The following is a 15,001-nucleotide window of genomic DNA, read 5'->3' on the forward strand; positions in this document are numbered from 1 at the left end:
CACATGTCGTTCACCGATTCAGTGACGTACATCTACGCCTACATGGCGTTCGCGGTCATCTACCTCGTTGGCAGCATCGTGTCCGCCGCGAGCGCCCTCCGGGTCTCCAACGGCATCTCGCGCGCCCCGCACACCGCCGAGGACGCCGCACCTGTGTCCGCCGCGATCGGCGACGTGATCGGTCACGGGCAACGGCTGCTGGATTACACGCAGGTGGCGACGCTCCTGCCGCTCATCTACATCGTGGGCAGCATGTTCCTCGGTTCGTTCATTGCCAAGGACACCGGCCTCGCCCGCTCCTTCAACGTCATCTGGATAGCCTTCACGCTGATATGCGCCGCGGCGGCCATCATCCTCTCGATCCTTGCGCTGCGTGAGGCGCAGGCCATGCGATCGATCTCCGGCGGCACGTGGAGCCTCGGCCGCGGACATACGCCCGAGGCGCTGCAGAAGGTCGGGCTTCGGCTCGGTGTCAGCGCCGCACTGCTCCTTCTCGTTGCCGTGTTCATCATGCTCAACCTCTGGTCGGTGGCGGGAAACATGGGTACCCTGTCGTCTACCGGCTTTCTCCTCTGAGAGGGTCACGGGTACTATCACAGCAGCGGTTCTCACGCCCCCATGCCCGGGTGGCGGAATGGCAGACGCGGAGGTCTCAAAAACCTCTGTCCGAAAGGGCGTGTGGGTTCGACTCCCACCCCGGGCACCACAGGCGATTCGCTGCGAAGGAGGAACCCGATGACCACAGACCTCCGATCGTTCGTCCTCGGACTCCCCAAGGCGGAGCTCCACCTCCACCTCGAGGGCACGCTCGAACCGGAGCTGATGTTCGACCTTGCCGAGCGGAACCATGTCGCTCTCCCGTACGAGAGCGTTGAGAAAGCCCGCCTGGCCTACGAGTTCAGCGACCTGCAGTCGTTCCTCGACCTCTACTACGCGGGCTGCTCGGTACTCGTGAGCGAACAGGACTTCTACGACCTCACATGGGCGTACCTCGTGAGGGCGGCCGAGGAGAACATCCGTCACGTGGAGCCGTTCTTCGACCCCCAGACGCACACGGAGCGCGGCGTGCACTTCGGGACCGTGGTCACCGGCATCATGAGGGCCCTCGAGGACGGCACGGAGCGGTTCGGCATCACCTCGCGGCTCATCATGTCGTTCCTGCGCGACCTCTCACCCGCGAGCGCGGCCCAGACGCTCGAGCACGCCAGGCGCTACGGTCGGCGTATCGTCGGCGTAGGCCTCGACTCGGCAGAACTCGGGCACCCGCCCGAGGACTTCGAGGAGGTCTTCCACGCCGCACGTGATGCGGGCTACCGGGTCGTCGCCCACGCCGGCGAGGAGGGTCCGCCTGAGTACATCCTCGGTGCGCTGGATGTCCTCGGCGCCGAGCGGATCGACCACGGCGTACGCTGCCTCGAAGACCAGATGCTGACAGCGCGCCTCGCGATGGATCGCGTGCCGCTCACCGTCTGCCCTCTCTCCAACGTGCGGCTCAAAGTGGTGCCGGCGATGGCCGAACACCCCCTCAGGCGGATGATGGACGCAGGCCTCCTGGTGACCGTGAACTCCGACGATCCGGCGTACTTCGGCGGATACCTGGTGGAGAACTACGTTGCCGCGGCTGAGGCGCTCGGCCTCTCCCTGAAGGACCTTGCCGATCTTGCCGAGGCCTCGTTCAGAGCCTCCTTCCTCGACGAGCCGACGCGACTCGCCCGGAGTCGCGAGGTGCGCGAATACGCCGACGCCCACGGGGTCCGCTAGACGGGACACCGGCACAATCGAACACGTGTTCGCTTTCCTGTCCGATAGATGCTAGCATCGGCTCCTGAAGGCTCCCGTCCCAGGAGGCCGCATGGCCGCATCAGATGCGAAGACAGACACGCCCGCCCTGATCGAGAGCCTGCTGCGTGACCTCAACGACGCACAGCGCGCCGCGGTCACGCACGCCGACGGCCCCCTGCTCATCGTGGCCGGGGCCGGCACCGGTAAGACCGCCACACTCGCCCACCGCGTGGCATACCTCATAGCCAGGGGCACACCACCGGGGCGCATCCTGCTCCTCACGTTCACACGACGTGCCGCCGACGAGATGATCCGGCGCACCGAGGCGTTGCTGCGCCGGGCGTCCAACGCCGGGGAGCTGCCCGACACCCGTGCCGGCAGCACGGTCTGGGGAGGGACGTTCCACTCGGTCGCGGCTCGGCTGCTGCGCATGTATGGGGAATCCGTCGGGCTTCCCCCGGGATTCACCATCCTCGACCGGTCCGACTCGGAAGACCTCATGCACGCGGTGCGCACGGAACTCGACCTCGGCTCGAGAACGCGGCGGTTCCCCCAGAAGGGGACGTGCCTCGACATCTACTCCCGCTGCGTGAACGCCGCGGAGCCGCTCGGCCACGTGCTCGAGACGCGTTTCCCGTGGTGCAAGAGCGAGGCCGATGACCTCAAGCGTCTCTTCGCGGGATACGTCGACCGCAAGGAAGCGTCGCGCGTGTTGGACTACGACGATCTCCTGGTGTTCTGGCGGGGCATGCTTGCAGACGACGCACTCGGCCGGCTCATCCGCGACCGTTTCGACGCGGTGCTGGTGGACGAGTACCAGGACACCAACGCCGTACAGGCCGACATCGTCGAGTCGCTCCGGCCCGGCGGCCAGGGGCTCACCGTCGTGGGTGACGACGCGCAGGCCATCTACGGGTTCAGGGCGGCAACGGTGCGCAACATCCTCGACTTCCCCGCCCGGTTCCCGGCGACCACCGTGCTCACACTGGAGCGCAACTACCGCAGTTCGGCACCGGTGCTGGATGCGACGAACGCCATCATCGCCGAGGCGACCGAGCGCTACGACAAGTCGCTGTGGACCGAACGACAGGGCGGCGCCCGTCCCGCGCTCGTGACCTGTCGCGACGAGAGAGAGCAGACGTCGTATGTGATCGACCGCATCCTCGGCCATCGCGAGGAGGGAACGGACCTCAAACGCCAGGCGGTGCTCTTCCGTGCGGCGCATCACTCGATGGACCTCGAGATGGAGCTCCAGGAGCGCAACGTGCCGTTCGTGAAGTACGGCGGACTCAAGTTCGTCGAGATGGCGCATGTGAAGGATCTTGTGGCGTTCCTCCGCCTGGCCGAGAATCCCCACGACTCTGTGGCGGCCCTGCGGGTACTGGGCCTGCTGCCCGGCATAGGCCCGCGCACCGCATCGCTCCTCGCCGGGGAGTTCTCACAGGCCGACGGTGATTGCGAAGCGTGGGTGGGCAGGAACGTGCCGGAGGCCACGCGCCCGCTGTGGCCGGACTTCGTCTCCCTGATGCGCACCCTCCTGAGCGCCTCCCCCGGCGATGTCGCGTCGCAGATCCACGCATGCCGCGCGTTCTACGCTCCGCTCTGCGAGCAGCGCTACGACGCCGCACCCGCGCGGCTCGCCGACCTTGAGCAACTCGAGATGCTGGGCTCACGCTTCTCCGACCGGTCACGGTTCCTCACCGAGTCGGTGCTCGACGCCCCGCAGTGGACGGGTGATTTCGCCGGACCGCCCCTGCTCGACGAGGACTACCTCGTGCTTTCCACGATGCATTCGGCCAAGGGGCTCGAGTTCGATGTGGTCTACGTGATCCATGCCGCAGACGGCAACATCCCGTCGGACATGGCGACAGGATCGGTGGAGGAGATCGAGGAGGAACGTCGCCTGTTCTACGTGGCCTGCACGAGGGCCCGCGACGCCCTCTACGTGACGCACCCGCTCCGCTACTACCGGGCCGGTCGCGGACGCTCCGACGCCTACGGCTACGCCCAACGCACGCGGTTCATCCCCGACCGGCTTCGCCCCCTCTTCGCTGAGCGACAGGCGTCACCGCATGCGGAGGCTCCGGTAGATGAAGGCGCCGTTGCGGTGACCACCGCGGAGATCCGCGCGAGCATGCGATCCATGTGGGAGTGACGCCCGGCCCCGCCTGACGCCACCTGAGGCGATGTCGCTTACCGCCCTATCGTCCGAGCAGGTCGAGGATCTGTGCGCTCGCCTCGAGTGCGCTCACGTACATGAACGCCTCCTCAAGGGATGCGCCGCGCGCGAACGGCCCGTGGGTACGCAGCACGGCCACCGGAGCCTCGCGGAGCGCCTCGGCAAGCACGGTCGCCGCCTCTGGAGACGCGATGGTCACTTCCGAAGACACCACCGGCACGTCGCCGAGCACATAGAGGCCCTCCGAGTCGGCGGGCGTGATGGCGTCGGAGGCGAAGCTGCGTGCGATCGTGTGCACGGGATGCGCATGCACGATCGCGCTGGCATCGGTGGCGGCGTAGATCGCCCGGTGGACCACCAGCTCGCGGCTGCACCGCTCATCGGCGGGACCGGGCTCCATACCCACTTCGACCAGGTCGTCATCGCCGAGCCGCCCGAGCATCGACCCGCGCCGGGTGATCACGATGCGCCCGCCATCGCGAACGCTCATGTTACCCCCGTGGCTCGACGTGAGCCCCGCTACGAACACATCCCGTCCGATGTCGCGGAAGAGCCGGATCGTCTCGCGATCGATCACGCCATCACTCCCCGTCCGGCCGGTCGGCCAGCATGCCCTGGTACTCCAGCGCACGAGCAAGCCTGTAGAAGTCGCTGTCGGTGTCGATGAAGCGTACCTTGGTCTTCATCGTCTCCGCATCGATCAGCAGCCCGAACGGCACGTACTTCAGCGAGAGCTGGTCCTCCACGCTGACCATCACGCCATTGAGGCCCTTCTCCACGAGCGCGCGATACGCGCCCACGCCCAGCTGCGTGCCAAGCAGGACGTCGAACGCGCTTGGCTCGGCACAGCGCGCCTCGTAGCCGATCTGCTTGCTCCGCACCTTGATCCTGATGCCGGTGCGCCGCTCGTAGGCCTCTTCCATGGCCGAGGCGAGCACCCGGCCCACCTGCGCCTCGCCGAGCTTGAGATTGCCGTGCTCGTCGGTCATCTGCGGGCGCTGGTCGTCCGGAAGGTGCGAAGCGAGACCCTCGGCTATGCAGATGATGCCGTACCGCCTGCCGTCCGCCTCGCGCTTCAGCATGAGGTCAACAAGCTCCTCGGCCTGCAGCTTGGCGTCGAAGGTGCCGGTGAAGTCCTCCACCGACATCATCCGTGTCGCTTCGCCGGCGATACCGGAGGCGTACGTGAGCCACCCCGCCTTGCGGCCCATGATCTCGAGCACGTACCAGACCTGCGTGGAACGGGCGTCGGCGCCCAGGTTGCGGATCTCAGCGGCGGCGAAGTGCGCGGCCGAGAAGAACCCGAAGGTCCAGTCGATGCCGTAGTAGTCGTTGTCGATGGTCTTGGGGAGGTGAACGATGCGGATGGGCCGCAGCCCGCCGACCACGTTCTGCAGTTCCTTGAGGTAGTTGGCCGTCTTGAGGGTGTCGTCCCCGCCTATCGACACGAGCGCGTCCACGTCATATGCCTCAAGCGCAGCGTAGACGTTGCGCAGCTTCTGGTTGCGCCGGTGGTCGGCCAGGTCGTTCTTCTGGCCCACGGGCTTGCCGGGGTTGGCTCGCGAGGTGCGCAGGATGATGTCCTTGCGGTTGCGGATGCCCGAGACGTCGTTGCGGCTCAGACGGATGAAGTGCTGCCCCTCCACGAGTGGCCGGTCCTCCGAGTAGTTCTCCAGGTTCTCGTACCCGTCATAGAAGCCGAGCACCTCGATGCCGCTGTTGAGGAACGACAGCGCGGCTGCGGAGATCACGGCGTTGGCGGCCGGAGCAGGACCTCCGCTGAAGAGCATCCCTACCCGTTTGATGCCGGTCTCACCGTTCACACGATCACGCCCCCATCGGTCCAGACTTCTTCGGCCGTTCAGTCGGTCTCGTTGTACTCCCCGATGGCGCGGAGCCGCTCGTAACGGCGTTCCAGCAGCCCGTCGGGGTCCTCCTCGCTCAACGCATCGAGCGCGGTGGCGATCCGGACGCCCACCTCACCGGCCACGATCTCCGGCTCCCGGTGTGCGCCGCCAAGCGGCTCGGGAACCACCTCATCGGCGATACCCATCCTCAGCAGGTCCTCGGCAGTGAGCGCCAACGCGGCCGCCGATTCGGGCGCCCGCGCCGCGTCCTTGTGCAGGATCAGCGCACACATCTCGGGGCTGATGACGGAGTAGTATGCGTGCTCCAGCATGATCAGACGATCGCCGAAACCGATCGCGAGAGCGCCTCCGCTGCCCCCCTCGCCGATACCCACGACCACCACAGGCACCCGCACGGCCGACAGCGTGGCGAGACAGTCCGCGATCGCCCACGCCTGGCCCCGCTCCTCGTCCTCGAGCCCGGGTGACGCGCCTGCAGTATCCAGGAACGTCACGATGGGCAGACCGAAACGGTCAGCCAGCCGCATCGCACGCTCGGCCTTGCGGAACCCTTCCGGATGCGGGCTGCCGAAGTTGCGTGCGACGTTCTCCTTGGTCGTGTGCCCCTTGTTGTGCCCGATGACCACCACGCGACGGCCACCGAGGGTGGCAAGCGCCGTGTACATCGCCTGGTCGTCTGCGTACCGGCGGTCGCCCCTGAGCTCCACGACATCGTCGAAGAGGTATGCCACGTAGTCGGCGGTCTTGGGCCGGTCGGGGTGCCGGCTCACCTGTACCTTCTCCCACGGGCTCAGCGTGGAGTACAGCGTGGCCCGGAGCCGCTCGACCTCGCGCTCCAGGTCCGCGATCTCAGCGGCGAGCTCGGGAGTCGATGCGATATCGAGGTTCGCGAGCGCCGCGAGCTTCTCTTCCAGGTCGGCGAGCGGGCGCTCGAACTCCATCACGAAGCGCGCCATCACGCCTCACCGCCTTCGGGAAGGAGCGCCGGCGTATCGTCTGCTCCGGCAGGGACGACGCGATCGGCGGGCATCAGATAACCGAGCACCGTGGCCACTCGGGAACGCGACTCCCCGCGAGGCACGACCTCGTCGATCATCCCGTGCGACTGGAGCGAGGCGGCGGTCTGGAACCCCTTGGGGAGCGACCGGCGTATGGTCTGCTCCACCAGCCGGGGACCCGCGAAGCCGATCATCGCGCCCGGCTCGGCGAATATGACGTCGGCCAGTACTGCGAAGCTCGCGGTGACGCCACCGTAGGTGGGGTTCACAAGCATCGAGACGTAGGGCAGCCCCGCTCGCGACAACCGTTCGGCGGCGGCGGCCGTCTGCGCCATCTGCATGAGCGACAGCATCCCCTCCTGCATGCGGGCGCCGCCCGACGCCACGATCATGACGACACCGCGCTGTTCCGTTCTCGCGCGCTCGAAGGCACGGGCGATACGCTCGCCCACCACGGATCCCATGGACGCTCCGATGAACCTGAAGTCGAGCGCGCCCACCACAACCGGATGACCGTCGATCGTGGCCGTCCCCGTGAGCGCCGCATCGTCCATCCCGGTGGTCTGGCATGCGCGCTCCAGGCTGGAGGCATACGGCTTGCCGGCCGAGAAACGCAGGGGGTCGCTCGAGACCAGGCCCGCATCGATCTCCGCGAAGCTCCCCGGATCGACTAACGCGTCGATCCTGTCCCGGGCGATCAACTCGAAGTGGTGATCACAGTGGGGACAGACCGACAGGCTGCGCTCGACCTCTCCCTGATAGAGCGTGCGTTTGCACTCGGGGCAGGTCCGCCACACGCCATCGGGCAGACTCTCCGTTCCGCTACCGGTGGATACCGTGTAGCGGCGCCCCTCGCGCTGTTTGAACCAGTCGTTGATCGGCATATCGCTCCACGACCCTCGGCGACGTACAAGTGGTAATGATAACGCGGCACCGCCACCGGGGCGATGCCGCGCTCTCGATCGCAGGCACCTTTGCGCTAGACGGTGAACTCCTTCTCGCCTTCGAACACCGCGAGCGCGTCGTCCACCGGCCAATCGCCGAGGGTGATAGCGCTGATGGCTTTGGTGAGCCGCACCGCCTCGTCGAGCGGGCGCTGGTGGATGTTGCGGCCAGTGGCGTTGCCGCTGGCGCCGCCAACGTGGATCTGCTCCCACAGCTGGGTGAGGAACGTCTTGGCGTCAACGGTCGATCCGCCCGCGCACACAAGGCCGGTACGCCCGGCAGCCGCGGCGGCTTCTTTGAGCTTCTCGGCCGACGACTTCTCATCGTCGCCCTTGGGCGGGTTGACCTTGACGAAGTCCGCGCCCAGGCTGACGGCGACGCCTGCTGCGCCGGCGATCAGGTGCGCGTCCTTCTCATCGATGACGGCCTTCCCGCGGGGGTAGATCCACAGCACGACGAGCAGCCCCATGGAGTGCGCGTCGGCGATCAGCTGCCCCGCCTCCTGCATCATGTTCGCCTCGTACTCGCTGCCGAGGTAGATCGTGTAACCCACACCCACCGCATTCACGCCGTTGTCTCGCAGGTCGAGGACGGTCTGGATGTCGTAGAGCTGCGGGCTGTACGGGTCGTCCTGGTGCTTGGCGGGATCCTTGGCCGAGGTCTTCACCAGGTGCGTCTTGGAGTTCATCTTCACGAGGTAGTTGATGTCCGGGTAGTCGGCGGCATACTGCGCGATGAGCCCGCGCTGACCGGCGAGCACGCCGCAGATGCCCTGGTCGCCGATGCGGAAGAGGTGCTCGGGCTCCGCGTCTTCAGGAGCGATGCCGTCACCGTAGAAGTCGTCGTTCAGGTGCTCGACCTTCTGGTCGCAGGCGAACAGCATGAGGCGCCCCGTGCCCCGGGTAGCCGCCAGGTAGTTGTCGATGTAGGTCTCGCGCGCCTCGGCGGGCACGTCCACCGGGACTCTGACCTGGTCACGCGTGATGCTCGGCATATGGTCCTCCTCGTGGTCGGGTGAATACGTGATCGCGGGCGCACGCATCCGGCGTGCCGGTGCACACCGCCCGCACATAGGTTATGCCACGAACGCGCTCGATGCTATCACCCGATGCGCTTCTCCATCCGCACGTGCGGAACGCCCGTGCGGCCGAAGGGAAAGACGTCGCTCACCGTGCGCCATCCGATACGCGTGTAGAAACCCTCCGCGGTCGTGCGGGCGTTGAGTGTGAGCAGGGCGATCCCGCGGCGCCGCGCCTCGTCCTCGATGCCGGTCATCAGCGCGCTCCCGACGCCGCCCCCCTGGAGCTCGGGCAGCACGCTCACCTGCCGAACATGGCCGGTGCCGTCGGGTTTCAACAGCATGTTCGCGTACCCCACGAGCTTGCCGTCACGGAACGCCGCGATATGCAGACGATCCGCCCCCTCGTCGTCCCAGCGGTCGTCACGCGGGATCCCGAACGGGGCGAACAGCACCTCATGGCGCAGTGCGTGCACCTCGGCCATCCGTGGGTCGGCAGGGTCGAGCCATTCGAGCACGATGTCCCGCATCTCAGCCCCGGTACGCGTTGGTGATGGGCATGCGGCGGTCGCGCCCGAACGCCTTGGCCGTGACGCGCGTCCCCGGCGCGGCCTGACGGCGCTTGTACTCGGCGGCGTCCACCATCCGCACCACCCGTTCCACGACCTCCGGGTCGTGGCCATGCGCGACGAGGTCGTCCACCGAGCGGTCCTCCTCGATGTAGCCGAGAAGCACCGCGTCGAGCACGTCGTAGGGCGGGAGGCTGTCCTGATCGGTCTGATCGGGGCGCAGCTCTGCCGAGGGAGGCTTGTGCAGCGTGGCCTCGGGGACGGCCGGCGAAACCGTGTTGCGCCAGCGGGCGATGTCGTAGACATGCGTCTTGAAGACGTCCTTGATGGGCGCATAGCCGCCCGCCATGTCTCCGTACAGCGTCGAGTACCCCACCGCTAGCTCGCTCTTGTTGCCCGTGACCAGCACCAGCCAGCCGTTCGCGTTGGAAAGCGCCATCAGCATCGTGCCACGGATGCGCGCCTGAAGGTTCTCCTCGGCCAGCGTCCGCTCCAACCGCCCGGCAGCCGGCTCGAGCGCGTCGAGCAGCGCCCGGTGAGGCGCGTCGATCGGGAGCGTGTGGGTTGCGATGCCGAGGTTCGCGGCAAGCTCGAGCGCGTCGCGCACGCTCCCCTCGCTCGAGTACGGCCCCGGCAGCAGCACGCCATGCACATGATCCGCGCCGAGCGCGTCGACCGCCACGGTCGCCACGAGCGCGGAGTCCACGCCGCCCGACAGGCCGAGGACCACGTCGGCGAAACCGTTCTTTCGACAGTAGTCGCCGAGTCCGAGAACGAGCGCCCGGTGCACCTCCTCCGGACCCTCGGGCGACGGCCTGAGGGACCCGGCACGAATCACGCCCGGCGCGATGTCGAACGAGGCGACGTCCTCCGTGAACGCGGCGGCACGGACAGCGAGGGTGCCGTCGGGCGCGAACAGCATCGACCGGCCGTCGAACACGAGCTCGTCCTGGCCGCCCACGAGGTTGCAGTACGCCACCCACACACCGCTTTCCGAGGCCCTGGCGCGGAGCATTTCCTCGCGCTCGCATCCCTTGCCCCGGTGGAACGGCGACGCCGAGATGTTGAGCACCGCCTGCGCGCCCGCCGCGGCAACACGCTCCACGGTCGCCGACGACCAGATATCCTCGCAGACCGTGAGCGCGCACTTCACGCCGGCGATATCGACGATGACGTCGCTCTGCCCCGGCTCGAAGTAGCGCTCCTCGTCGAAGACGCCGTAGTTGGGCAGAAGCCGCTTGTGGTAGACCGCGCGCACCTGCCCGTCGGCCAGATACGCCGCCGCATTGTGCAATCCTCTGTCCGAGCGGATCACGCACCCTGCCACACACGGCCGAATGGCCTGCGCAGCCAACCGCGCGAGCGCCGTCTCGGAGCGCTCCACGAACCCCGCACGCGCCAGCAGGTCCTCCGGTGGATAGCCGGTGAGCGCAAGTTCGGGCAGGAGCACGACATCAGCGCCGTCGGCCGAAGCCGCGGCGTCAAGGCACCGCTGGAGATTGCCTTCGATATCCCCCACGGTGACGTCGATCTGTGCAAGCGCGATACGCATGCGGTGAGTCTACCACCACGACGCGGGCCCGAACGGCGCACCATCTGCCGCTCGTCCGGACCGATGGTCGGGCGACTCCGCCCGCTATCCATCCGTGAGCACCGTTCTCGGTTACACTTGGCGTGTACGTCAACGAGAGGAGCCGCCATGCGCCCCCTGATACGCGTCGTTCTCATCGCTCTTGTCGTGGTGTTCTCCGCCTCGCTCGCCGCCTGCGCGACCGGCGGCGGGACCGCATCATCCGGCGACCTTGTCGCCGATGAGCGACCCGTGCCCGACGGGATGCCGGTGATGTACGAGTTCTTCACCACCAGTTGACCCAGCTGCACCAAGATGGCGCCCATCGTGAATGGGCTCAAGCCGCAGTACGAGGACGACGTCGCGATCCGCATGTACAACGTCGAATCGAGCGCCGAGGGCAACCAGCTCGCACAGGACTATGGTGTGCAGTTCGTGCCGACCTTCGTCTTCGTGAACGCCGACGGCACGGTGGCCGACACGCTCATCGGAGAGGTGTCCGAGAACACGCTCAAAGCGTCGCTCGACGCCTTGAAGTAAGGTCGACCGCCTCCGTCACCCACGAACAGCCGCAGCCAGCTCCCGCACGAACGACTCCACAGCGACAGGATCGGACTGTCGCCTGACGATGGCGCTCCCCACGATCACACCGTCGGCGATGGCGGCCACCTGCGCCGCCTGGGCGGCGTCACCCACGCCGAAGCCCACCGCCACCGGAAGGTCGGTATGGCGCTTGACGCGAGCCACCTGGTCGGCCAGGCCGATCGCCAGCGATTCGCGCTCGCCGGTGACGCCCATCGAGCTCACGCAGTAGACGAAGCCTGCCGAGGCGCCCGCCACCACCGCCAATCGCTCGTCGGTCGAGGTGGGCGCGGTCAGAAACACCGTATCGAGTCCTGCGGAGACCTGCCGCCACGGAGCCGATGCCTCCGGCGGCATGTCCGGGATGATGGCGCCCGCTATTCCTGCATCGAGCATCCGCTCCGCTGTCTGCTTGAGCCCGAGACGCATGACGGGGTTCATGTAGGTCATCGCCACGACGGGCGGCGCCTCATCCACGCCGGGGTCCCTGATGAATGCCGCCGCCACCTGGAGCGCGTGGACGAGTCCGAATCCTCCTTCGCCCGCGCGCGCAACGGCGGCCGCCTCGGCGATCACGGGGCCATCTGCGAGCGGATCGCCGTACGGGACGCCGAGCTCGATCACATCGGCGCCCCCTCGCGCAGCGGCCCGCAGCGCCTCGATAGACGCGCGCCGATCGGGATAGCCCGCCATCACATAGGTTATGAGAGCCGGCCTTCCCTTCTGGAATGCGGCCCTGAGGGCGGAGCGCGGGGCATCCCCTCGCTCGCTGTCCTCGCCGGGGGCCCGCGGCGCCGGATGGCGCGATGCGCCACCGACGCCTACCCCGGCTGCGGAGGCGTCGCTCAAGAATACCCCGCGCTCCGCCCTCTCACTCACCGAGACCCGCCTCCCGCACAATGTCCATGTCTTTGTCGCCGCGACCCGACACGGTCACGATCACGGTAGCGTCGCTTCCAAGTTCGGTCGCCAGACGCGGCAGCAATGCCAGCGCGTGCGACGACTCGATCGCCGGGATGATGCCCTCTACCCGCGTGAGCAGCGCGAACGCGTCGAGCGCCTCGGCATCGGTGACCGTCTCGTACCGTACGAGCCCCTCGTCCTTCAGGTAGCTGTGCTCGGGACCCACGCCGGGGTAGTCCAGGCCGGCAGAGATCGAATACGCCTCGAGCGGGTTCCCCGAATCGTCCTGCAGCAGGTAGCTGTAGAAGCCGTGCAGGACACCGGGCGAGCCCTTCGTCAGGGCAGCCCCGTGCCGGTCGGTGTCCAGCCCGAGCCCCGCGGCCTCAGCCCCGATCAGCAGCGGACGCTTCCCGACGGGAACATCGCGCAGGAACGGGTAGAACGTGCCGATCGCGTTGCTGCCGCCGCCGATGCACGCCACCACCGCATCCACGCTCGGAATCCGCTTCTCTTCCATCTGGCCGAGGATCTCCGAGCCGATGACGCTCTGGAAGTCGCGCACCATCTGCGGGTATGGATGCGGCCCGAGCGCCGAGCCGATCACGTAGAAGGTGTCCTCCACGCGCTCGACCCAGTGCCTGAGCGCGGCAGTCACGGCATCGGCGAGCGTGCCCTGCCCCTCGGCCACGGGGACCACTTCAGCGCCCAGCAGCCGCATCTTGTAGACGTTGAGCGCCTGGCGCCGGATGTCCTCCACGCCCATGAAGACAGCGCACTCCAGGCCGAGCAGGGCAGCGGTCGTGGCGGTCGCCACTCCGTGCTGACCGGCTCCCGTCTCGGCGATCACGCGGTGCTTGCCCATACGCTTCGCGAGCAGGCACTGGCCGATCGTGTTGTTCACCTTGTGCGCGCCGGTGTGGTTGAGATCCTCCCGCTTCAGGTAGACGGCGCCCAGCCCCACCTCGGCAGCGAGACGGTCGGCCCGGTAGAGCGGTGAGGGCCTTCCCACGTAGTCGCGGAGAAGGTACAACAACTCCTCCACGAACGCGGCGTCTTCGATGGCCTCCTGGTAGCCGGCTGCGAGTTCCTGCAGCGCGGGCACCACAGTCTCCGGCACGAAGGTGCCGCCGTACGGACCGTAGAAGCCCTGGGCGTCAGGCGTTGAATACGCCATCTCGGCAGAGGGCAGCAGCACGTCAGACATCAAGTACCTCCGGTTCAGTCGAGATCGTCAAGAGTCTTGATAAGCATGGTGTCGAGCACATCGTATGCGGCGTCGTTGAGGTGGGAGTCGTCCGGAGAGACAGCATAACCCCTCTCGAGCGCTCCTTCAGCATCTGCGAGCGCAGCGTTCAGGTCGAGCACCATGACGGCTTGCCCGGCGTCGCGTCGCTCCGCCGCGAACTCCGCGATCCTCCTGCCGAACTCCCGGTGCTCGCGCACGAGAGCCTGCGTGGTCTCACCCTCCACTCTGGGCAGAGCGGTGCCGAGGATCAGGCGGGTACCTGCCGCGTCGGCGGCATCCGCAACGATAGCGACGCACTCCATGAGCGCATCGAGTTCGCCGGCATATTCACCGCCATTGAAGTCCACGAAGCAGAACTTGAACAAGACCGTCGAACCGGCCGGGGCCGAGGCGATCGCATCCGCAGCGCTGCGTGCGATGCCCGGAGGGCCTTCTATCTCACGGAACGTGATCGTGTAGCCATCCAGGCTCGCGGTATCGGACCCCTCGCTCCCCCAGTGGTCAATCCAGCCCGTCATCACGGATCTGCCAAGTACGAGAACCTGCCGTGAGGTTCCAGCGACATCATCAGTACTGGCGCCGGACTCTCGGCTCGCGGCCTCCTCCTGCTCCGCCTCCGGAGCCGGACGCGCCTCACCGCACGCGGTCACGCCGATCACGAGAAGGAGTACGGCCAGTCCTGCGAGCATTCGCCTCATCCTGCTCGGACCTCCCCGTCCGCGACGCGTACCGCATCGCAGAACGCGGCGACCTTCGCACCGTCCTTGACCCCCGGCGACCGCTCGACGCCGCTGCTGACGTCCACAGCGTACGGGTGCAGCATCCGGACCGCCTCCGCGACGTTGTCAGGCCCGAGACCTCCTGCGAGGAGGACCGGGATATCCCGCGGCAGCATGTCCGCGACACGGCTCCACTCGAACGCGGTGCCCGTGCCTCCCTGCTCCCCGGGGACGTAGGTGTCGAGCAGGAGCGCCGCAACGGCGCCCCTGTATCGATCCACGTCCGCACCATCGAACCCCGGCCCCACCCGCAGCGCCTTTATCACCGGCACCGGAGCCGCTGCGCACGTCTCAGGCGCCTCGTCGCCATGGAACTGCACCGCGGTGAGGCCGAGCCGCGCCACCGCCTCCCACACATCGTCGGCCTGGGCGTCCACGAACACGCCTACGCGCGCTACGAGCGGGGGCGCCTCGGCGAAGACAGCGGCCGCCTGATCCAGCGTCACTTGCCGCTTCGACGGCGCCAGCACCACGCCGAGCGCATCGGCGCCTGCCGCGACCGCCGCCGCAGCGTCTTTCGCCCTGGTGAGACCGCATATCTTGATCCGGGTGCGAGACACGG

General features: G+C 67.5%; 16 protein-coding genes and 1 tRNA gene. 6 read left to right on the forward strand and 11 right to left on the reverse strand.

Annotated features, from left to right (window positions below):
* Positions 1-3 precede the first annotated feature (3 nt).
* The 4 genes from MSB02_RS07870 (at position 4) to MSB02_RS07885 (ending at position 3,937) form a co-directional block, all read left to right on the forward strand.
* Positions 4-576, forward strand: a complete 573-nt coding sequence (locus tag MSB02_RS07870) for a hypothetical protein (RefSeq protein WP_267194687.1) — start codon at positions 4-6, stop codon at positions 574-576.
* A gap of 44 nt (positions 577-620) precedes the next feature.
* Positions 621-706, forward strand: a tRNA-Leu gene (locus MSB02_RS07875).
* A 29-nt stretch (positions 707-735) separates the two neighbouring features.
* A complete protein-coding gene (locus MSB02_RS07880) occupies positions 736-1,761 on the forward strand; it encodes an adenosine deaminase (protein WP_267194688.1) in 1,026 nt (341 codons plus the stop codon).
* A gap of 91 nt (positions 1,762-1,852) precedes the next feature.
* Positions 1,853-3,937 carry an ATP-dependent helicase gene (locus MSB02_RS07885; protein WP_267194689.1) on the forward strand — a complete coding sequence of 695 codons (2,085 nt, stop codon included), beginning with the start codon at positions 1,853-1,855 and terminating at the stop codon, positions 3,935-3,937.
* 46 nt (positions 3,938-3,983) lie between these two features.
* On the opposite strand, the gene MSB02_RS07890 is transcribed toward MSB02_RS07885, so the two are convergent.
* From MSB02_RS07890 to MSB02_RS07920, 7 genes are all read right to left on the reverse strand, one after another.
* Positions 3,984-4,538 carry a class II aldolase/adducin family protein gene (locus MSB02_RS07890; RefSeq protein ID WP_267194690.1) on the reverse strand — a complete coding sequence of 185 codons (555 nt, stop codon included), beginning with the start codon at positions 4,536-4,538 and terminating at the stop codon, positions 3,984-3,986.
* Positions 4,539-4,542: 4 nt separating this feature from the next.
* Complete coding sequence (locus tag MSB02_RS07895; protein WP_267194691.1) at positions 4,543-5,784, reverse strand: 6-phosphofructokinase; 1,242 nt, start codon at positions 5,782-5,784, stop codon at positions 4,543-4,545.
* A 38-nt stretch (positions 5,785-5,822) separates the two neighbouring features.
* Positions 5,823-6,785: an acetyl-CoA carboxylase carboxyltransferase subunit alpha gene (locus MSB02_RS07900; protein ID WP_267194692.1), complete on the reverse strand. Its 963-nt coding sequence runs from the start codon at positions 6,783-6,785 to the stop codon at positions 5,823-5,825.
* Positions 6,785-7,711 (reverse strand): acetyl-CoA carboxylase, carboxyltransferase subunit beta, encoded by a 927-nt coding sequence (gene accD / locus MSB02_RS07905; protein WP_267194693.1) that lies wholly within the window; start codon positions 7,709-7,711, stop codon positions 6,785-6,787. Before accD ends, MSB02_RS07900 begins: the two co-directional genes overlap by 1 nt.
* A 95-nt stretch (positions 7,712-7,806) precedes the next feature.
* Positions 7,807-8,766 (reverse strand): beta/alpha barrel domain-containing protein, encoded by a 960-nt coding sequence (locus MSB02_RS07910; protein ID WP_267194694.1) that lies wholly within the window; start codon positions 8,764-8,766, stop codon positions 7,807-7,809.
* Positions 8,767-8,873: 107 nt separating this feature from the next.
* Positions 8,874-9,320 (reverse strand): GNAT family N-acetyltransferase, encoded by a 447-nt coding sequence (locus MSB02_RS07915; RefSeq protein ID WP_267194695.1) that lies wholly within the window; start codon positions 9,318-9,320, stop codon positions 8,874-8,876.
* 1 nt (position 9,321) lies between these two features.
* On the reverse strand, positions 9,322-10,911 hold the full coding sequence (locus MSB02_RS07920) for an NAD+ synthase (RefSeq protein WP_267194696.1): 1,590 nt from the start codon (positions 10,909-10,911) through the stop codon (positions 9,322-9,324).
* A gap of 147 nt (positions 10,912-11,058) precedes the next feature.
* On the opposite strand from MSB02_RS07920, the gene MSB02_RS07925 reads away from it, so the two are divergent.
* Both MSB02_RS07925 and MSB02_RS07930 read left to right on the forward strand, forming a co-directional pair.
* Positions 11,059-11,229, forward strand: coding sequence for a hypothetical protein (locus MSB02_RS07925; RefSeq protein ID WP_267194697.1), 171 nt, complete (start codon positions 11,059-11,061; stop codon positions 11,227-11,229).
* Positions 11,230-11,244: 15 nt separating this feature from the next.
* Positions 11,245-11,469, forward strand: coding sequence for a thioredoxin fold domain-containing protein (locus tag MSB02_RS07930; protein ID WP_267194698.1), 225 nt, complete (start codon positions 11,245-11,247; stop codon positions 11,467-11,469).
* Between the two features lie 15 nt (positions 11,470-11,484).
* Here the strand turns inward: MSB02_RS07930 and trpA are convergent, their stop codons facing one another.
* The 4 genes from trpA to MSB02_RS07950 are packed head-to-tail and all read right to left on the reverse strand — an operon-like array spanning position 11,485 to position 14,999.
* Complete coding sequence (trpA, locus tag MSB02_RS07935) at positions 11,485-12,360, reverse strand: tryptophan synthase subunit alpha (protein WP_267194699.1); 876 nt, start codon at positions 12,358-12,360, stop codon at positions 11,485-11,487.
* 22 nt (positions 12,361-12,382) lie between these two features.
* Positions 12,383-13,618: a tryptophan synthase subunit beta gene (gene trpB, locus MSB02_RS07940; RefSeq protein WP_267194700.1), complete on the reverse strand. Its 1,236-nt coding sequence runs from the start codon at positions 13,616-13,618 to the stop codon at positions 12,383-12,385.
* A gap of 14 nt (positions 13,619-13,632) precedes the next feature.
* A complete protein-coding gene (locus MSB02_RS07945) occupies positions 13,633-14,358 on the reverse strand; it encodes an SGNH/GDSL hydrolase family protein (protein WP_267194701.1) in 726 nt (241 codons plus the stop codon).
* Positions 14,355-14,999 (reverse strand): phosphoribosylanthranilate isomerase, encoded by a 645-nt coding sequence (locus tag MSB02_RS07950; RefSeq protein ID WP_267194702.1) that lies wholly within the window; start codon positions 14,997-14,999, stop codon positions 14,355-14,357. Before MSB02_RS07950 ends, MSB02_RS07945 begins: the two co-directional genes overlap by 4 nt.
* Positions 15,000-15,001: the final 2 nt, after the last annotated feature.

The organism is Anaerosoma tenue (assembly GCF_023161965.1).
GTDB lineage: Bacteria > Actinomycetota > Coriobacteriia > Anaerosomatales > Anaerosomataceae > Anaerosoma > Anaerosoma tenue.